Origin of the sequence: Pedobacter zeaxanthinifaciens, assembly GCF_003313335.1 — a bacterium.
Lineage (GTDB): Bacteria > Bacteroidota > Bacteroidia > Sphingobacteriales > Sphingobacteriaceae > Pedobacter > Pedobacter zeaxanthinifaciens.
In genome coordinates this window covers 1-19657 of the sequence record NZ_QMHP01000004.1, presented here as the reverse complement: position 1 = coordinate 19657, position 19657 = coordinate 1, and the positions used below count along the sequence as shown (strand labels likewise).

Here is a 19657-nt window from a genome sequence, read left to right as displayed (position 1 = left end):
TTTCAATAATTTTTAAATTGTTGTTGATGAGAGGATTAATGACTACCTCATCAAGCTCACAATAATAGCCGCTAATGATGCGATTCCGGTGCCAATACCTATCCACGCTTGTGCAGTAATTCTCTCTCTTTCAGCCTTCACCGGTACTAGTATTTCTGCTCCAGGTTTAACTTTTGGATAATTATTGAAAAACAAAAACTTTTTAGCACCTTCTGCTGAACCGTTTGCGTACTTGATGTAAGCTCTATTTTTCCATGCCATACTTGTAAAACCTCCCGCACCGTTGATATATTGTTTGAAGCTCTTACCAGGGATATATACAATGCTATTTGGGTTTAGCACTTCTCCGGTAACTTTAACTGTTTGTAATTGTTTGGGAACTCTTACAATATCTCCTTCTTCAAGGATTAGGTCTTGCCTAGACATTGGCTTATCCAAAATACGGTCTAGGTTGATACCGACTAGATCTGACTGCACTAATTTTTCATCTATTTTTTTAGTGTTATCATCGTCCTTACCATTTTTTTCCTGTACACGTTCCAAGTTTAAGAACTTTTTCTGTTCTTCTTCCTGATTATTGATCGCATTTTTGTCACCGGGATTAACTTTTTCTGCTCCAGGCCTTTTTAATGATGCACCCTCAGCATAAGCAAATGGTGTGAGGCCACCGGCTCGCTTAATTAAATCAGATATCCGATAACTTTTACTAGTGATTGTATACATACCAGGATACAATACCTCTCCCTCTATCTTGACTTGCTTTTGAATCGAATACCCTTCCGAATTTCTAACCGTAATGATATCGAAAGGTTTAATTTCAAATTTATCACCTACTATTCTTAAATCCTGGTCGACGTTTAAAACAAATAAGTCTGCGGTTTTTGAAGAAGTCGAATTAGGATCGATGTTTTTTATGCGCCTAGACACTTCTATACGATTAGGTGTTGCGCCTTCTTTTAAACCTCCAGCCATTTGGATGATATCTTCCAGCTTAAGGTTATTCGCATATTCAAAAGTTCCAGGAGCTCTCACTTCACCTTGTATGGTTACGGTATATTCTTCACGCAAATCAAATATTGAACTTATTGTTACCTTGTCTTCTCTCAACAATGGAATATCTTTTTCTTCACCAGATAAAATTTTTGCAACATCGAATGAAATAAAATACTGCGTTTTATCAGGGTTTAAACGATTGATGTAACCTCGGTTTAAAAATGCATCCTCCGTAATACCATCAGCTTTTTTGATTAAACCCGCTAATGTAAGTCCTCTGTCCAATGCGTACATTCCGGGCCTGAACACTGCACCAATAATTTCAACTCTGTTCTCAAAACGTTCTAAAATAGCTTCCACAACGAATTTATCACCGTTTTTAGGCTGATAAGTGGCATATTGAGAAGATGGAATATCTCTCATTCTTCTTTCTTTATTGGTATTTTGAAAGGTTTTGATTTTTGCTATATAAGCCTCAGCGGTAAAGCCTTTAGCAAAATTAATTACGTCCTGTAGTGTTTCACTTGGTTTTACTTCAAAAATTGCCGCATCCTTAACTTCGCCAGAAATTTCAACCCTAGCATTATAAGCTGGAATATTAATAACATCCTGATCCTGTAAACGTACATTCCCGGTTTGTATACCCTTCAATAGGAAATCGTAAACATCAATAGTTGCAATAACTTTGTTATTTCTAATTACTTGTATATTTCTAAATGTACCGTTTTGGGATGGCCCACCTGATACATATAGTGCCCTGTATACATTGGCCAAAGATGGGAGCGTATAACTTCCTGCCTTCACTACCTGACCGGTTACAGTAACTTGTATGCTTCTGATATTTCCTAAATTGATGGCTACCGAAGTACGACCCGTACGTAAGGCAGGATAAGTTTTAGACATTGCTGTCCTTATTTTAGAACTAGCCTGTTCAATAGTTAAGCCGCCAACTGAAATTCTGCCAACATATTCTAGGTTTATTACTCCTTCTGGACTAACTTGAAGGTTATAAGTACGCTCATTATCGCCGGTTAGGTCGATAATCAATTTGTCATCAGGGCCAATAATGTAACTCTTAGGCGTGGCAATTCTTAAATTTGGCTCAAAGGTAATGCTACCGCCACTGAACAAATCGGAGCCAAATATTTTACTCTTTACTAATGTTTCGTCTTCCTTTTTATCATTGGTAATTGAGCCACCGTCAGTTGTTTCACTAAATTCTCTTCCAGTGCCTGAGGTAGGTTTTTCCGAAGTTTGTACGCTAGCGCCTTGTTTTTTCAGCTTTTCAACTCTAGCTCTAAATTTCACAATCTCATCTTGCCTCACTCCTCTAGAAATGGCTACTTGCTCGATTTGCGCTTCGGAGGTGTAGCCCATAGATTCTGCCTGTTTAACGAGCTGCAAAATCTGCGCATCGGAAAGTTCATCTACTTTGATATTAGAACCTACTTGTGCAAATGTCAAAATAGCTACTAATGCAAATAAAAAAGTTAAAATTGTTTTTTTCATGCTCCTTGGCGGGATTTTTTGAAAACGGATTATTCGAAATAATTCAACGTTTCGTAATTACCTTGTTTTAGATACTCATCTTTCTTCATCAACTTCAAATCGGCACGCATCATATCTTCTACTAGCGCAGGCAAATCATATTTTGGTTGCCACCCTAGCTTGGTTTTTGCTTTGGTTGGATCGCCTAATAAAAGGTCTACTTCGGTCGGCCTGTAATATTTTGGATCTACCCTCACAACAGTTTCACCCAATTTCAATGTATCTAAGTTTAACCCTAGCTGAGTAGCCTTATTGTTATCAATATCAATGATTACTCCTTTTTCCTGTTCATCCTTTCCAGAAAACTCCACAGTAATACCAAGTTCTGCAAAAGCCATACGTACAAAATCTCTCACGGTAGTAGTAATGCCTGTAGCAATTACATAATCTTCTGGCTGCTCTTGTTGAAGGATTAGCCACATGGCTTCGATATAATCTTTGGCATGCCCCCAATCGCGTTGTGCAGAAAGGTTACCTAAATATAAACAGCTCTGTAGGCCAAGACCAATTTTTGATGCAGCTCTGGTAATTTTACGGGTTACAAATGTTTCACCCCTTAACGGACTCTCGTGGTTAAACAAAATACCATTACAGGCAAACATATTGTAAGCTTCGCGATAGTTTTTAGTAATCCAGAAACCATAGATTTTTGCTACCCCATATGGCGAACGAGGGTAGAACGGAGAGTTTTCGTCATAAAACCCTGCTGCATTTTTATTTTCGGGCAAACCGCCATAAAGCTCTGATGTGGAGGCCTGATAAACTCTTGTTTTCTTTTCTAATCCCAAAATCCGAACCGCTTCAAGAATTCTCAAAGTACCTATACCATCAACATTAGCCACATACTCAGGCGAATCAAACGAAACTTTTACGTGTGACATTGCACCTAAGTTATAAATCTCATCTGGCTGTGTTTCTTGTATGATACGAATAAGATTAGTCGAATCTGTTAAATCCCCATAATGTAATTTGAATCTTACATCACTCTCATGCTGATCTTGATAAAGGTGGTCGATCCTATCTGTATTGAACAGAGATGTTCTTCTTTTTATACCATGTACGAAGTAACCTTTTTTTAACAAAAACTCTGTTAAATAGGCACCATCCTGGCCTGTCACTCCCGTAATTAGCGCAACTTTCATCTATTATTTCTTTAAGATTTTATGCGTGCAAACATACACAATTAATTCATTTGTCATAAAAAAGTTGTACAAACTAGTACAGTTTCAAAAGTAGCGTTTTTTCTTTAAAAACTCTAAATCAGCACTTTACAACACAGATTTCAATTATTGGCATTGCAACAACGTTTAACCACCGCCTACAAGCAATAATCAAGCCCCTTTTATGATTTTGGCTTTATTTTTTTTTAGCAAGGCAATCACAATAATTTTTTCAAAACCTGTTGCCAGTTATCAACCCGCTCGTAGTCAGTAATTAGTAAATTGTGTGGCGAAGTGAAAAGTAGCGGTCGACCTTTGAAATCTTTGAAGTTTTTAATCCTGTCGTCAATCATGATATCTACGTCAACGATTTTTTCGCCGCAAAAAACAATTTGTTTCCAACTAATAAATGGAAAATGTTGTGAAAGCCAGTCCATTTTGTCTTCCAACGAATTTTTAAATTCCATCGCTGCTGACACGATGTACACTTCATAGTGTTGTTGGAGTTTTTGAACTGCATCTACAGCGCCTTCAATCACTGGCAAGTCTCTAAAAAACCCTTTCTCGTTGATGTATTCTTTCCACTTATCAGACACTTCAGCTGGCACATTTTGAAAAATCTCTGTTCCTGGATGGATCAACAAATCAAGCGGGACTTGGTGGTCACGATTATACAGTTGTATAAATTTATGAATCGGATCGGCTAAAACCTCATCCATATCTATGGCTATTCTCATTGAGGTAATTATACTGATTTTATATCAAAAACTGATACAAATTCATTAAACCTTACTGGTGTTTAATTTAAGCTAAACATGATTTGAATTAGGTTCTCTGCATTAAACTTAGTTAATAAACCTGATTGAAGTGGAAATACTTTTTGTTGGTTTAGCAGTTAGCCAACCCTACAAATGTTTGTTATTAGCTACGCTAGAACAAGCTAGCACAACAGTTTTGTGAGAGCGTTGTGAGAGTGTTGTGAGAGCGTTGTGAGAGCGTTGCGAGACCAAAACCAGCAAAAAGATTGCAACGAAAAGCAGGACTGCAAGCGCCATAAAAACGATACCTTTGATTTTCAAACATTTATAACGGTTAGTTTTTTCAATCTTTTTGTTAATTACCAACATATTGCTTACTTTTGCAGCCCCGCAACACGAAGTTCCGGGAACTATGTTGAATACATAAACAAAAAAAGAATGGCAACTAAAATCAGATTGCAAAGATTCGGTAAAAAAGGAAGACCTTTTTACCATGTGGTAGTAGCGGATTCGCGTGCTCCAAGAGATGGAAAATTCATTGAGCGTTTAGGTTCTTACAACCCTAACACCAATCCAGCAACTATTGAATTAAATTTCGATAGCGCTGTTAAATGGGTATTAAGTGGTGCTGAGCCAACTGACACTGCTCGTGCTATCCTATCTTACAAAGGTGTGCTTTACAAAAAACACTTAGAAGGCGGTATCAGAAAAGGTGCTTTAACTCAAGAACAAGCAGATGCTAAATTTGCAACTTGGTTAGATGCTAAAGCTGGTAAAATTGCTGGTAAAACTGAAGGTTTAGCTAGCAACAAAGCTGAAGCTCGTAAAGCAGCCTTAGCAGCAGAAGCTAAGAAAAATGAAGACAGAGCAGCGGCAATTGCAGCTAAAAACGCTCCTGTAGCGGAAGAAGTTGCAGAAGAGGCTACTGAAGAAGCTCCAGCGGTAGAAGCTGAAGCAGCTACTGAAGCTCCGGCTGAAGAAACTCAAGCTGAAGATAAAGCTGAATAATTTTACTTCACTTCAAAAAAATAGCGTCCTGATCTAATCTGGACGCTATTTTTATACCCAGCCATCTGTCATTACGAGGCACAAGTAATCTATTTCTCATTTAAATTAAAGATGGCTGGCGAACTTGCAAAATGACAAAACGAAAAACACATGATCAAAGAAGAAGCATTTTATATAGGTTATATTACTAAAACTAAAGGGTTAAAGGGCGAAGTACAGTTGTTTTTTGAGTTTGACGACTACGAAGAATTAGACCTTGATGTGATTTTTTTGGAAATGAATGGCAAGATGGTACCTTTTTTTGTTGCCAGCCATAAGTTATACGAGAATAAAACTGGCCTATTTTACTTTGATGATGTTAATCATGTGGATAAGGCGCAACCATTGGTAAAGAAAAAAGCCTACTTACCTTTGAGCAAAAAACCTGAACGCGACGAAGACGAGTTTTACTATACCGATTTGAAAGGTTTTATAGCGATTGATGAAACGTTAGGCGAACTAGGCGAGATTATAGAAGTTAACGAATATCCACAGCAGTTTGTAGCTACCGTTAACTATCAAAACAAGGAAATACTTTTTCCTTTAAACGAAGATTTTATTGTAGAGATTGACGATGAAGAAAATATCTTAACCTTGGATTTACCTGAGGGATTATTAGACATTTATCTTAATCCGTAATTGATAGCAAACAAAACAAGCAAACCATAGTTTAATATTTATGAAATGCACTGTTTTGCTCTGGATTGGATTTTTAATGTTTGCTATTGGCTGCACCAATTCAGACAAAAATGACCAAACCACCGAAGCGGTAGACACAGCTGTTGCCATTAATGCCATTGACACCGCGGCAGAAAAAGATGTTTTAGCTACCGTAGGCACAGAAATTTTAACAGCATTAAACGCAAAAGATTATAAATCATTTGCGGCCTATTTCCATCCCAAGAAAGGGGTATTGTTTTCGCCTTACGGGATGATTGACCGTAAAAATGCTACACAGCTAACTAAAGCCAATTTTTTAAAGATTATTGAGGAGCATGGCTCAATCAATTGGGGCAGTTACGATGGGTCTGGAGATCCAATTAAACTTACTGCGCAAAAATACCTGGATAAATTTGTTTACAACGCCAATTACCTTCATGCCGAAAAAACTTCTTTCAACGAAATAATTGGTAAAGGAAATTCCGCAAGCAACTTAAACGAAATTTTCCCAGACCATCCATTCTTAGAATACTACTTCAGCGGTTTCGATAAAAAATATGACGGGATGGATTGGAGCAGCCTTCGTTTGGTATTTGAACAGTATCAAAGTACTTATTTTCTGGTTGCCGTTGTACACGATCAGTGGACTATTTAAACATCGCTTATACAATCAACGCGTTACATTTCATTGAAAAATGTAAAAACTAAAACAATTGCTAAATTTGCGCCATGCGTTTTGACATCATCACCGTCCTCCCTGATTTATTGACCAGTCCGTTTGCACACTCTATTTTACAGCGGGCGCAAAAAAAGGGAATTGCCGAAATTGTAGTGCACAATTTAAGGGATTATGCTACAAATAAGCAAAAAAGCGTGGACGATTACCCTTACGGCGGAGGAAGTGGAATGGTAATGAGTATTGGACCCTTTGCAGCCTGTATTGAAGCGCTGCAAGCGCAACGTACATATGACGAAATTATCTTTATGAGCCCAGATGGGAACACACTTAACCAAACTATTGCCAATGAACTATCAACCAAAGGTAATATCATGATTTTGTGCGGGCACTACAAAGGCATTGACCAACGTATTAGGGATATTTATGTAACCCGAGAAATTTCCATTGGCGACTATGTGCTGTCAGGAGGAGAACTCCCTGCGGCTGTATTAGTTGATGCCGTTACACGTTTAATTCCTGGTGTATTAAATGATGAAACCTCCGCTTTATCGGACAGTTTTCAGGGAGAGCTGTTAGATGCCCCTATTTACACCAGACCAGCCGATTGGCGTGGACATAAGGTGCCCGATATTTTACTTAGCGGACACGAAGCCAAGATTGCCGACTGGAGACATGAAGAGGCTTTAAAGCGCACCGAAAAACGACGACCAGATTTGCTGAAATAACTCATTAACTAGATGATTTGATAATGAGATCATTTACCAAAAAATAAATCATCAAAAATTTTTAAAATTCGTTTTTATTTTAAAAATAATTTCCCTAATATTGCAGTCCGATTTTAAACAATACAAAAATCGGCTTAATAGCTTAAAATCATGGATTTAGTAAAATTTGTAGAAGAACAGGTAAGCACTAAAAAAGAATTTCCTTCTTTCAAATCAGGAGATACAGTAAGTGTTCATTATAAAATTCGCGAGGGTAACAAAGAACGTGTTCAAATTTACCAAGGTGTTGTTATTCAACGTAACAGCGCTGGCGCTAACGAAACTTTTACTGTTCGTAAAATTAGTAACGGTGTTGGTGTAGAGCGTATCTTCCCTTTCAGTTCTCCAAATATTGAGAAAGTAGAAGTTAACAGCTATGGTAAAGTACGTAGAGCTAAGTTGTTCTATTTACGTAGCTTAACTGGTAAAGCAGCTCGTATCAAATCATTAAGAAAGTAATTTCTTTTTAATGCAAAAAATATAACCTCGACTAGCGTCGGGGTTTTTTTGTTTTTTATCTTTGCGCAACCAAATATAAATTTTGATAATACAAACAAATAAGTGCTAAACACTGCATAGCTTTTTTGTATTAAAACACACACAATTGAACATGAAAGATCTTTTAAAAAAGTACGAAGAAAAACAGCCAGAAATTGTTTTTGAATGGAAGGACAAAGAGTCTGAAGCAGAAGGATGGGTAGTTATCAACTCGTTACGTGGTGGTGCTGCAGGAGGTGGGACCAGAATGCGCAAGGGCTTGGATAAACACGAGGTAGAATCGCTAGCGAAAACCATGGAAGTGAAATTTACCGTATCTGGCCCTCCTATTGGCGGTGCTAAATCGGGCATTAACTTTGACCCAGCTGATCCACGAAAAAAAGAAGTTTTAGAGCGTTGGTACAAAGCGGTAATGCCCTTACTAAAAAGCTATTATGGTACCGGTGGCGATTTAAATATCGACGAGATCCATGAAGTTATTCCGATTACGGAAGGTTACGGCTTGTGGCACCCACAAGAAGGTGTAATTAATGGTCATTACCAAGCACGAGAAAACGAACGCATTCACCAAATTGGACAATTGCGTTATGGCGTTTCAAAAGTATTGGAAGATTTAACCTACACTCCTGATATCAAAAGAAAATATAAAGTTGCTGATATGATTACAGGTTACGGCGTATCGGAATCTATTAGGCACTTTTACGAAATTTGGGGTGGCGATATTAAAGGCAAGAGAGCCATCATTCAAGGCTGGGGCAATGTGGCTGCCGCGGCGGGATATTATTTAGCACAGCAAGGCGTTAAAGTAGTAGGCATTATTGACCGTGTAGGCGGCTTAATTAATCCGGAAGGTTTTACAGAAAGCGAAGTAGCCGCATTATTTAACAACCGAGTTAACAATACTTTAGTGGCGGATGGTTTGCTGTCATTTGAAGAAGCAAATGAGCGTATTTGGAGCATGGGTGCCGAAATTTTTGTACCTGCAGCTGCTTCTAGATTGGTAAAGCAACATGAAGTAGACCAAATGATTGCTGCTGGAATGGAAGTAATTGCTTGCGGAGCTAACGTACCTTTTGCTGATAAAGAAATTTTCTTCGGAAGCATTATGGAACATGCAGACAACCACTTGGCAGTAATCCCTGATTTTATTGCTAATTGCGGTATGGCTAGGGTATTTGCCTACCTGATGCAACGCAATGTTGAAATGAGCGACGATGCTATCTTTACAGACGCATCAAACATTATTAAAGAGGCACTTAAACAGGTCCATGAAACCTCTAACAAGAAAACAAATTTATCAAGTACCGCTTTTGAAATTGCGTTAAAACAATTGGTATAAGCTTATGGAAGTTAACTTTTTCGATCAAATTTTTTGGGGCAACACCTTAAAGCAATATGCTTTTTTTATTGGCATTATTCTCATCGGGTTAATTTTTAAAAGAATTGTATCCAGAATTTTTAGCCAATTGATTTTTAGGTTATTCCGAAAATTTGCCGATCAAGTTAACTCTGATACTTTTATTGCGCTGCTACTTAAGCCTATTGAGTTTTTTCTTTCTTTAGCTACGCTTTACATTGCCATTAACCAGTTAAAGCATCCATTAAACGTCACTTTTTTCCACTACAAAAAAACGGTTGATAAGCTGAAGATAGATGAAGTGTTTACAATAGGTGAGTTTATTGATAAAGTTTTCCTATTCCTCATTCTCCTTTCCGTTTTTTGGATTGCCTTAAGGATTGTTGATTTCATTACTCACGTACTATTAGTGCGGGCTGCAAAAACCAAAAACAAAGCCGATGATCAGCTGGTTCCATTTATTAAGGAATTATTGAAATTTTTGATTGCCTTTATCGGCTTTTTCGTACTGCTAGGCTATGTTTTTGAAGTAAATGCAGTTAGCTTAATTACCGGTTTAGGTATTGGCGGTATTGCCATTGCAATGGCCGCTAAAGAAAGCTTGGAAAACCTGTTGGGCTCATTTCTGATTTTCTTGGATAAACCTTTTACCGTTGGCGACGTAGTGAAGGTTGATGGAATTGAAGGAACAATTGAACGTGTAGGATTTAGAAGCACGGTGCTACGCAGTGCGGATAAAACTACTTACATTATTCCAAACCGCTCGATGATTGATGGTGTACTGGAAAACCTAACGCTTAGGAATGCCCGCAGAGTAAAATTCGATATTGGTTTAACTTATGAAACCAGCAACGAAAGCATTAGGCAAATCATTGCTGATATTACATCTTACTTGACTGATAGCCAGGCAACAACTGATGCTGTGGTAGCTTTTGATTCCTTCGGCGACTCGGCGTTGAACATACAGGTGGTATATTTAGTTGCAATGCAAAAGGAATTTGACTTAGCTAAAGTAAAACAGGAAGTTAATTTCAACATCATTGATATTGTAAAACGAAATGGGTCAGAATTTGCTTACCCAACGCAGCGAAGCATAGGCGATAGCACTCCGGCAAAAAATGATAATTAATTGTATCAGAAAAACAATAACAGCGGCCCGATTAAAACGTTAATCGGGCTTTTTTTGGCTTCGTCACGACGCACAAACCAATCTTTCTACGCTTTAAGATTGCTTCGTGCCTCGCAATGACGTTCTAGAAAACGTAACTAATCTTTTTGTCGGCGCCCTGTCATCCCGAGTTTCGAGGGATCTACTTAGGAAACCGACAGATCATAGCAACACTTTGAATGGAAAGCAACAAGGTATTACTACTTCTACCTCTCGTATTAATGCAGATAATGCTGACCACAGGCCCAGCTTCCTCTCATAATGTAAAAAAAGCTCTGCAAGAATTACCTGCAAAGCTTTAGCAAAGTTTAAAGTTCAATTAATTTTTTTACCTGTCAGTCTGACCTTTTCGAAGACTACTTGTGAAAGAATGTTTCGACAAGCTCAACATGACGCCTGTATCTTAATCAACAGAAATTTAAGCAGTTTCTTATACTTTTTACGTTGAAATTTTTATTTATTAAGCTAGCTCACCTAAAACGGTAATACCACCTTTAACTACTTGGTTAAGCTCTAAGTTCACTTTACTACCAATTGGAAGAAAGATATCCACCCTTGAGCCAAATTTGATAAATCCAAATTGCTCGTTCTGCGTTACTACATCACCTTCTTTTACGTACCAAACAATACGACGAGCTAAGGCTCCAGCAATTTGACGGAACAATACTGGTGTACCATTTTTATGTTCCACTACAACGGTGGTACGTTCATTTTCGGTACTTGATTTTGGATTCCAAGCGGCAAGATATTTACCCGGATGATATTTGAAGAACTTAACTACACCAGAAATTGGATTCCTGTTGATGTGCACATTTACTGGCGACATAAAGATAGAAACCTGTAAACGTCTATCCTTGAAGTATTCTCCCTCTTCGGTTTCCTCAATAACCACCACCTTACCATCAGCCGGGCAAATAATTAAATTATCGCCGTTTGTAAAAGTACGTTTCGGATTTCTGAAAAATTGTAAAACGGTTACAAACAGGGCAAACGACAAGATATATACGAACCACCTTAACACAAATAAATCAGCAAAGCGGTACTCTACTACGGCATTAATGATGAATATGAAAAGAACTGTTAAGGCGATGGAGGTATATCCTTCTTTATGTATGGTCATTAGTTTTAAGTATTACTATTCTAGATTTATATTTCTGCAAAACTCGTAAAAAATTATCACTTTTTGGTAAGTCTTTTTAGCTACAAGCACCGCATTTTGTTATTTAAACCTGATTGCACGGAAAGCCCGCAATGCTGGGGCCAAGCTTTGGAGCGGACTTGGAGTAAAAGCAGGGCTGCATTGGCAAAAGAACTGCTGCAACTGCTTTTCGAAAAAATAAAGCTGTAACAAATTAAACTGCCCTGTAAATATGATTTAAGTTTCTGCCAAGTCCATCATAATCCAAGCCGTAACCTACCACAAACTCATTGGGAATTTCGAAGCCTACGTAATTTAGCTCAGGAATTTCCACTTTCAACGCATCAGGCTTAAACAGCAAGGTACAAACGCTTACTGAGGCTGGTTCTTGTTTAGCGATTTCGGAAAGGATGTATTGCATGGTTAAGCCCGTATCAATGATATCTTCAACGATCACAATGTCGCGACCTTTGATGTTTGAGGGCATGCCCAGCGCATCTTTTACCGAGCCAGTGCTATTAGTGCCATGATAAGAGGCCACTTTAATGAATTCGGTTTCACAGGGCAGGTTAATTTCCTTCATCAAATCGGCCATGAAAAGAAAACTACCATTAAGTACGGCAATAAAAAGCGGATTTCTGTTTTCGTAATCTACATTGAGCTGTATGGCCATTAGGCGAATACGTTTAGCAATGGTATCTTCCTCCAACAACAGCTCAAACTCCTTGTTGTGCACTTGTACATTAGTTTCCATTTTTCTCCTCTTCTTTTTTCCTTCTGCGTTCTTCTCTGCGCTCCTGCCTTACTTGTTTACGTGTTTTAGTAGTATCTGTGGCTGGCTGTACTTTGGCAACGGTATCCTTTTTGGAGCTGCCACCAAACAGGCGGTCGAATAAGCTTTTAGACTTGTCCTGCATTCCCTCTGGTGTCATCATATCATCTTCGCCAATTTCAACGGTATTGGTGTCAATGGTGGTAGAATCAGGTAATAAATATTGCCTTAAACCCTCACGTAGGCGCACATCATAAAAGCCGTAACCAGTGCTATCAGGCGTAGCTAATCCCCTGCGGGCCATGATATTTCCAATGTATCTGAAATACGGTAAAAGGTAAGATTTTAAACTACCGTTGCTCATGAACTTGTAAAGTGCTGCCTTTGGCTTAGGCACAATATTAGCCAAGAAAATGCCTTCGCCCAGTGTTAAATCTGCCGGAGTTTTCCCAAAATAATGTCTTGAGGCCTCGCCGATACCGTACACATTATTTCCCATTTCAATGATGTTAAAGTAAACCTCAAGCATGCGTGATTTGCTTACCAATCGGTTATTCTCAATGAGCCAAACAATTAATATTTCTTCGGCTTTGCGCACCAAAGTCTTTTTACGGCTTAAAAACACGTTTTTAACCAATTGCATAGAAATGGTGCTACCTCCGCGTTTAAATTTCTTCTCCTTAAAGTTTACCGCAATTGATTTACGGATAGACTCCTCCACAAAGCCTTTGTGTCGGAAAAAAGAAGGATCCTCTGCAGTGAGCAGTGCATTTTTAAAGTTAGGGGAAATATTTTCGAGCCTAGTAAAGTTGGGGTTAGATGGACCTATCACGATGTCCCTCATGGGCTTACCATACTCGTATGGCGTATATACAAAATCTGTATTGATTTTAGTTAAATCTGTTTTGCCAAACTGCAGCACCTTAAAGTTTGTAGGTGTTAACGTGGAGCTAAACTTTACACTATCAGGCAAAGCGGTGTCCAGATAAAAATCAAGATTATACTTTAGTTTGCCTTGTACTTTTATGCCATCTAATGATTCGAAAAGTCCAACCGGAAATGAATTGAATATGGCCTGTGCATCTTGCTCAGGGGCATTCAATTTCATCTCGTAAATTTTATTAGGCGACAGTGTATATTTTAAGTAAGGATGGATGGAAGCATCACGCAGAAAAACAGTAGAAGTGCTATCCAAACAAACAAAGTTTTCACCTATCAGCATATCTGCGTCAATACGGGCATCAGGCACTACAATATCTTCAGCAGAAATACGCGGCTGGTTAATTAAGAGATTTTTGATAGCCCATGAACCGGATATCTTGTAATCGCCGCCACTAAATTTGGCATCCTTCATTTGTGTTTTAACCGTATCAAAGTTGATTTTGGTGTGCAGTTTATTTTCGAGGTAAGGTAACTCCACTTTCTTTCCATCAGCAAAAAGCATTACATCAAGTTGCTTATCACTGGGATCTAACTCGCCATTCACATGCCAAACCGCTGCCGTATCATTTACTTTAATGGTTGATCGCAGCTCGCCGCCATCAATAGTTGCAGTAGCGGTTAAAAATTTCACCGAAGCGGTATCATTATCATTCAACTGCATCATGAAGTTTTTAATTTCCATATCATCAGGTATTTTGTAAAACACCTGGTTAAGTAAATTGCTGGCTAACTCGCTCAAATCAACTTTACTTTTAGTAGTTGTGCTATCTTTTTTCTTTCTCTTAAGGATAAAATCGATGTTGGTTAAAGTATCACGCATTACCACATTCAACTTACCGTCATTCAGCGTTACTTCTGATAATTTTACATCGCCAAATAACAAAGGAAAAATTTTAACACCAACCGTAATATCCTTTATGGTCGTAAGCGTATCTCTATCTTTAGGCACTACAGAAATATTGTTCATGTGTACGCTGCTCAACCCGTTGAAACCGTAATTGGCAATTTTCACATCTAAACCGTAGTCTTTTTGTGCCTTGGCGATGGCTTTGGCAACCATTTTATTTAACAGTGCTTCCCTTTTTGTGTATGCCACTGCTCCTCCAGCAACTAACAAAATTGCTATTACGCCCAAAATCCAGGCGCCAATTTTTAAGTATTTCTTCGGTATTTTAATCTTCGGTAGCTGCATAAACCATTTCCAAATTACTGATACAACGCTCCTAAACGTTAGGTAACAAACGCAAAAAGCATTTGTTTATTCCGTGTTAAAATTACAACAAAAAGCCGTATACAAAATTATTTATACCTAATGTTTAGTAATTTTGGCGCTATGATGATTACTGAAGATAAAGTTTTAGCAGCGCTTAGTCATGTTGAAGACCCCGATTTAAAAAAGGATTTGGTGACTTTAAAAATGATTAAGGATGTTAAAATTGAAGATAAGAAAGTTGTTTTTACGCTAGAATTGACCACACCGGCATGCCCATTAAAAGATATGCTAAAAAATGCCTGCACAAATGCCGTTAAGCATTTCGTGGCTGCTGACGCGGAAGTGGAAATTAACGTTACATCGAGGGTTACCAAACCTATGGACACTAGCCAACTTAAAGCAATTAAAAACATCATTTTGGTATCTTCGGGTAAAGGTGGCGTAGGAAAGTCAACAGTGGCCAGCAATTTGGCCGTAACCTTAGCTGCTGATGGTGCAAAAGTTGGCCTAATTGATGCCGACATTTATGGCCCATCGGTTCCTATTATGTTTGATTTGGTTGGCGCCAAACCAAGCGCAAAGGAAACTGCTGAAGGCAAGACACTTATATTACCCATTGAAAAATATGGCATTAAGTTGCTATCCTTAGGCTTTTTTTCTGAGCCAGACCAACCAGTGCCGTGGCGTGGCCCTATGGCTTCTAACGCCATTAAACAGCTATTTAACGATGCAGACTGGGGCGAGCTCGATTACCTTTTAGTAGATTTACCTCCAGGCACCGGTGATATCCACATTACCATTAGCCAGAGTTTTCCCATTGCAGGTGCTGTAATTGTTACCACACCGCAGCAGGTAGCGTTAGCCGATACAAGGAAAGGATTGGCCATGTTCAATATGCAGGGAATTAATATTCCGGTATTAGGAGTAGTTGAAAATATGGCCTATTTTACTCCTGAAGAGTTGCCGGCCAACAAATACTACATTTTTGGAAAAGATGGCGGGAAAGAACTAGCTCAACGCTTTGAAGTTCCATTTTTGGGAGAGATTCCGTTAGTGCAGGGCATTACCGAAGCTGGCGACAAAGGCGCCCCTATTTCCTTACAAAGGAATCATCCACAAGCAATTGCGTTTAAGGAAATTGCAGGAAAAATTGCGCAACAAATCTCTATACACAACGGCAAGCGCTAGCAAATTGCCAAATTTTTACTAATTTTATACTTTAAAAAATAAGATATGGATTTAACAGCACGAGTTGATGCAGCTTTGGAAACTATCAGACCTTACTTGATAGCCGATGGAGGAAACGTAGCTATTGAAGAAATTACGCCTGAAAACATTGTTAAAGTAAAGTTATTGGGCAATTGTGGCTCATGTAAAATGAGTTTCATGACTATGAAAGCAGGCATAGAACAAGCCATTATTAAAGCTGTGCCTGAAATTAAAGGCGTTGAAGCGGTAGATTTGGCTACCCAAGCGTAACACTTTTAACACAATTTAACCAAATAGAAACTCCACGCCTCCAACATTTGTTTTATTATTGTATTACAGATGAGATATAGTTTAATAATCATATTGCTGTTTGTTGTAAACACCGTTTTTGCCCAAGATAAAACTGTGGCAAATAAACTTGTGCAGTTTTCGGGGATTGTAAAAGATGCCGATAGCAATATGGTGGTGCCTTATGTTACCATCACCAACATTAGCAACAGGGGGCAAAAATATGCTGCAAATTATCAAGGGTTTTTCTCTTTTGTAGTTAACCCTGGTGATACAGTGATTTTCTCGGCGGTTGGCTTTACTAGCAAAACATTAGTACTTCCTAAAAACATCGCCGATAACAAATACACCGCAATGGTGCAGATCAAATCGGAAATTATGTACTTGAAAACGGTACGCGTTAACCCTTGGGCAACCGTTGAAGAATTTAATAAAGATTTTCTTTCACTTAAGATAGCTGATGATGACATGGCTATTGCAAAAAAGAACTTATCTCGACAAAGTATTAATGGAATGAAGTTAACATTGCCTAGAGATGGGCAGGAAGTTGCCAATTCCAATTATCGATACAATTTTGACAGGATGATGAACGTAAATATGCGTCAAACCAATCCGTTACTTAATCCGTTTGCTTGGGGAAGGTTGATGCAAGAAATCTTTAATGGCGATAAAGCTAGAAACGCCGAACAGTAAGTAAAAACCCCAACTTCAACCGGTAAAATCACCATAATATCGAAGGAAAAACTATTTTCTTCCATCACTTAAAAATTTACGCTCACATCAATCGGATAAAAATTTTATTTTTTTTTATTTCCTGGTGCAACAAAATTTCTGCTTTGCCGACTATCTATTAGTTAGCAACTAAAACTAGCATTTACATATTTGAGATAGTTTTAAGAAATTAGTAGAATTAGATTTAAAACCCTTGCACCTGAGCATTTCCATAAACGAACAAGAATTGGTACAGCAATGTATAGCCGGCGAAGAAAAAGGTTATGCTATGCTCTACAATAAGTACGCTAAACGTATTTATCATGCAGTGTTACGAGTAATGGGTAACAGTGCCGAGACCGAAGACATTGTTCAGGAGGCCTTTTGTACGGCTTTTGAACAAATAGATAGGCTTAAAAACCAAAATAACTTTGAAGGTTGGGTAAAGCGAATTGCGCTAAACCAGGCAATATCAACTTTAAGAAAGAAAAAAATGGTTTTTACCGAGGACAGCCATTTAGAAGCTGTTGCTGATGAAGAACTAGATTTAAATGAGGAATTTATTTTCCAATGCCAGGTAGACGACGTTAAAAAGGCAATAGCCGATTTGCCCGATGGCTACCGAACCATTGTATCATTACATTTATTTGAAGATATGGGGCAAGAGGAAATTGGTAAAATGCTCGGAATTAACCATGCTACTGTACGCAGTCAGTACCACCGGGCAAAGAAAAAAATTTTTACAGCATTAAAAGATAAGGCATACTATGGAACGTGATTTTTTTAAGCAGTACATCCAAGAGCATAAAGATGCTTTTGAGAATGAAGCTTTGCCGCCAAACATGCTAGGTAACATTTTAGACAAGCTAAAGGAGCGGGAAAACCAAGCTGCACTGGAAGTAACTCCAATTAAAAAGCTTAAACTCAATTATACTTGGCTAGCAGTTGCCTGCACCTTATTAATTGTTGGAGGAGCTTATCTGTTTGTATCGCAGGAAGCTGTTGATATAAAAGACCCTCACAATTTAAGTGCAGCTAACCCTTCGGTTAAGGTGCAAGGCCCTAAAAACACGCCAGCTATTGAAAGTAGCGTGCAACAGCCGACCGTGTTAACCGCTACAACGTATCAAAAACAATCGGCAATAAAACCTGCAAAAATTGATATTAACCAAGCAATATACAAAGGTTTAACGGATAGCACTTCGGTAGCTGCAAGACTTGACGCCATTATTGAGGCTGGAGCTTTAACGGCCCTAAATCAATCGCTAAAAGCCAAACTTTGCACCACATTTAACGAAGACAGCAACGATAATGTGAGATTAGCGGCATTGGAAGTATTATCTAAGTTTTCAAACGATAAATATGTGCAGGAACAATTAATGGCCGGACTAAGCAAACAAAAAGATCCGGTAGTTCAATTGGAATTGATAAAGATAATGGGTAACAACAGCAGCCCCGAAACTACTGATAAATTGATTGCAATGGCCAACAATCCTTTTACCGTAGATGCTGTAAAAGAGCAGGTTTATTATGCACTGCTAAACAATCAATAATTAAAAAGAGAACAAACAAATTGAGGATGAACATACTGACTTCAGTCGGTAGTTTCACTAGCACTAAAAACACACACAAATGAAAAAATTAACCATGATAGCTTCTGCATTACTAATTTTAGTAGGCCAAGCTTTTGCCCAAAAGGAATTTAAAGTTGCTAAAAGCACTGGAAAACTGGTTATCAACAACGTTTCTAACCTCATTGTTGAAGGTTATGAGGGCAAAGAGATTATTTTTAACGCTGCAGGTAATCCTGAAAAAACCCAAGATCCGAGAGCAGCAGGATTAAGCGCTTTAAGTAATTCGGGCTTTGATAATACCGGTATCGGTATCAGCATTACAGAGCGTGAAAATTCGGTAGTAGTTAATCCAATAAAAAGCGGCGTTGCACTTAAGGTAAAGTTACCGCAAAGCATGACCCTTTCGATAAAAACTTCGGGCTTAGCCAACCAGGATTCGGTAATTATGTTGAGCAACATTAAAAGTGAAATTGATGCTGCTACACAGTATGAAAGCTTTAAGCTAGCAAATGTAACAGGACCAATAAGCTTAAAAACTTTGTATGGAAATATTGAAGGCAAATTGCCTAGTACTTTCAAAGGCCCTATTTCATTAGTTTCGGTATATGGATTTGTGGATGTGAGTATCCCAGAGAGTGCAAAAGCCGATTTATCCATTACTACACAGTACGAAACACTATATGCCGCTAAAGATTTGAAACTAGTTTTAGAAGAAGCTCCAGTTAAAGACCCATACACCGTAAGCGAGATAACAACCTTGTCTTCGAAACCAGGTCAAAATGTAGAAATTTTTACTGTAAATGGCGTAAAAGTTAATACGACGCCTATTAAGGTGAAAGGAAGCGGAACAGTGATTACAAACGTGGAGTCGTCAAGCAACAGTACTAGCGCCTCGGCTCCATCGGCTCCCGAAAAACCTACGCCCGCAGTAAGACCAACAACGGCTAGAGGCTTAACTTATACCACAAATGGATCAGCAGCATTTGCTTACGGTTACGGTTTAGGAAATACAATAAACGGAAAATTAAATGGCGGAGGAGAGAAAGTGATTCTCAAATCTACCTACGGCAAAATATACCTACGCAAATAAACCAAACAAACTATTTTTTCAAAGCCGGGTTAAACACCAGTCATGGTCGGAAGATTTTTCTTCCGACTTTTTTGTTTTAAAGAGATTG

General features: G+C 38.4%; 19 protein-coding genes. 13 read left to right on the top strand and 6 right to left on the bottom strand.

Going from position 1 to position 19657, the window contains the following annotated elements; translation table 11 throughout:
• Nucleotides 1-42: 42 nt before the first annotated feature.
• The 3 genes from DUT68_RS07250 to DUT68_RS07240 all read right to left on the bottom strand — a co-directional run bounded on the left by DUT68_RS07250 (nucleotide 43) and on the right by DUT68_RS07240 (nucleotide 4438).
• Complete coding sequence (locus tag DUT68_RS07250; RefSeq protein WP_113637095.1) at nucleotides 43-2502, bottom strand: SLBB domain-containing protein; 2460 nt, start codon at nucleotides 2500-2502, stop codon at nucleotides 43-45.
• Nucleotides 2503-2531: 29 nt separating this feature from the next.
• Nucleotides 2532-3683 (bottom strand): GDP-mannose 4,6-dehydratase, encoded by a 1152-nt coding sequence (gmd, locus tag DUT68_RS07245; RefSeq protein WP_113637093.1) that lies wholly within the window; start codon nucleotides 3681-3683, stop codon nucleotides 2532-2534.
• A gap of 236 nt (nucleotides 3684-3919) precedes the next feature.
• Nucleotides 3920-4438 (bottom strand): 5' nucleotidase, NT5C type, encoded by a 519-nt coding sequence (locus DUT68_RS07240; protein WP_237088280.1) that lies wholly within the window; start codon nucleotides 4436-4438, stop codon nucleotides 3920-3922.
• A 459-nt stretch (nucleotides 4439-4897) separates the two neighbouring features.
• Here DUT68_RS07240 and DUT68_RS07235 point away from each other — a divergent pair, with 459 nt between their 5' ends.
• The 7 genes from DUT68_RS07235 to DUT68_RS07205 all read left to right on the top strand — a co-directional run bounded on the left by DUT68_RS07235 (nucleotide 4898) and on the right by DUT68_RS07205 (nucleotide 10593).
• Nucleotides 4898-5467 (top strand): 30S ribosomal protein S16, encoded by a 570-nt coding sequence (locus tag DUT68_RS07235; protein ID WP_113637569.1) that lies wholly within the window; start codon nucleotides 4898-4900, stop codon nucleotides 5465-5467.
• Nucleotides 5468-5617: 150 nt separating this feature from the next.
• A complete protein-coding gene (gene rimM / locus DUT68_RS07230) occupies nucleotides 5618-6145 on the top strand; it encodes a ribosome maturation factor RimM (protein ID WP_113637091.1) in 528 nt (175 codons plus the stop codon).
• Between the two features lie 40 nt (nucleotides 6146-6185).
• A complete protein-coding gene (locus DUT68_RS07225; RefSeq protein WP_157960793.1) occupies nucleotides 6186-6821 on the top strand; it encodes a hypothetical protein in 636 nt (211 codons plus the stop codon).
• Nucleotides 6822-6895: 74 nt separating this feature from the next.
• Nucleotides 6896-7570 (top strand): tRNA (guanosine(37)-N1)-methyltransferase TrmD, encoded by a 675-nt coding sequence (trmD, locus tag DUT68_RS07220; protein ID WP_113637088.1) that lies wholly within the window; start codon nucleotides 6896-6898, stop codon nucleotides 7568-7570.
• Between the two features lie 150 nt (nucleotides 7571-7720).
• Nucleotides 7721-8068, top strand: a complete 348-nt coding sequence (gene rplS, locus DUT68_RS07215; protein WP_113637086.1) for a 50S ribosomal protein L19 — start codon at nucleotides 7721-7723, stop codon at nucleotides 8066-8068.
• 151 nt (nucleotides 8069-8219) lie between these two features.
• On the top strand, nucleotides 8220-9446 hold the full coding sequence (locus DUT68_RS07210) for a Glu/Leu/Phe/Val dehydrogenase dimerization domain-containing protein (protein ID WP_113637085.1): 1227 nt from the start codon (nucleotides 8220-8222) through the stop codon (nucleotides 9444-9446).
• Nucleotides 9447-9450: 4 nt separating this feature from the next.
• Nucleotides 9451-10593, top strand: coding sequence for a mechanosensitive ion channel family protein (locus DUT68_RS07205; RefSeq protein ID WP_113637084.1), 1143 nt, complete (start codon nucleotides 9451-9453; stop codon nucleotides 10591-10593).
• Between the two features lie 499 nt (nucleotides 10594-11092).
• Here the strand turns inward: DUT68_RS07205 and DUT68_RS07200 are convergent, their stop codons facing one another.
• The 3 genes from DUT68_RS07200 to DUT68_RS07190 all read right to left on the bottom strand — a co-directional run bounded on the left by DUT68_RS07200 (nucleotide 11093) and on the right by DUT68_RS07190 (nucleotide 14676).
• Nucleotides 11093-11752 (bottom strand): phosphatidylserine decarboxylase family protein, encoded by a 660-nt coding sequence (locus tag DUT68_RS07200; RefSeq protein ID WP_113637083.1) that lies wholly within the window; start codon nucleotides 11750-11752, stop codon nucleotides 11093-11095.
• 232 nt (nucleotides 11753-11984) lie between these two features.
• On the bottom strand, nucleotides 11985-12524 hold the full coding sequence (hpt, locus tag DUT68_RS07195) for a hypoxanthine phosphoribosyltransferase (RefSeq protein ID WP_113637082.1): 540 nt from the start codon (nucleotides 12522-12524) through the stop codon (nucleotides 11985-11987).
• Nucleotides 12514-14676, bottom strand: a complete 2163-nt coding sequence (locus tag DUT68_RS07190; RefSeq protein WP_113637081.1) for a transglycosylase domain-containing protein — start codon at nucleotides 14674-14676, stop codon at nucleotides 12514-12516. The genes hpt and DUT68_RS07190 overlap by 11 nt, the downstream gene beginning before the upstream one ends.
• A gap of 144 nt (nucleotides 14677-14820) precedes the next feature.
• Between DUT68_RS07190 and DUT68_RS07185 the strand changes: the two genes are divergently transcribed.
• From DUT68_RS07185 to DUT68_RS07160, 6 genes are all read left to right on the top strand, one after another.
• Nucleotides 14821-15885: an Mrp/NBP35 family ATP-binding protein gene (locus tag DUT68_RS07185; protein WP_113637567.1), complete on the top strand. Its 1065-nt coding sequence runs from the start codon at nucleotides 14821-14823 to the stop codon at nucleotides 15883-15885.
• Nucleotides 15886-15930: 45 nt separating this feature from the next.
• Nucleotides 15931-16176, top strand: coding sequence for a NifU family protein (locus DUT68_RS07180; RefSeq protein WP_113637080.1), 246 nt, complete (start codon nucleotides 15931-15933; stop codon nucleotides 16174-16176).
• Nucleotides 16177-16311: 135 nt separating this feature from the next.
• Nucleotides 16312-16887, top strand: a complete 576-nt coding sequence (locus tag DUT68_RS07175; protein WP_237088279.1) for a carboxypeptidase-like regulatory domain-containing protein — start codon at nucleotides 16312-16314, stop codon at nucleotides 16885-16887.
• A gap of 265 nt (nucleotides 16888-17152) precedes the next feature.
• On the top strand, nucleotides 17153-17683 hold the full coding sequence (locus DUT68_RS07170; protein ID WP_214608401.1) for an RNA polymerase sigma factor: 531 nt from the start codon (nucleotides 17153-17155) through the stop codon (nucleotides 17681-17683).
• Nucleotides 17673-18458: a HEAT repeat domain-containing protein gene (locus DUT68_RS07165; RefSeq protein WP_113637076.1), complete on the top strand. Its 786-nt coding sequence runs from the start codon at nucleotides 17673-17675 to the stop codon at nucleotides 18456-18458. Before DUT68_RS07170 ends, DUT68_RS07165 begins: the two co-directional genes overlap by 11 nt.
• A gap of 79 nt (nucleotides 18459-18537) precedes the next feature.
• Nucleotides 18538-19569: a hypothetical protein gene (locus DUT68_RS07160; RefSeq protein WP_113637074.1), complete on the top strand. Its 1032-nt coding sequence runs from the start codon at nucleotides 18538-18540 to the stop codon at nucleotides 19567-19569.
• Nucleotides 19570-19657 lie beyond the last annotated feature (88 nt).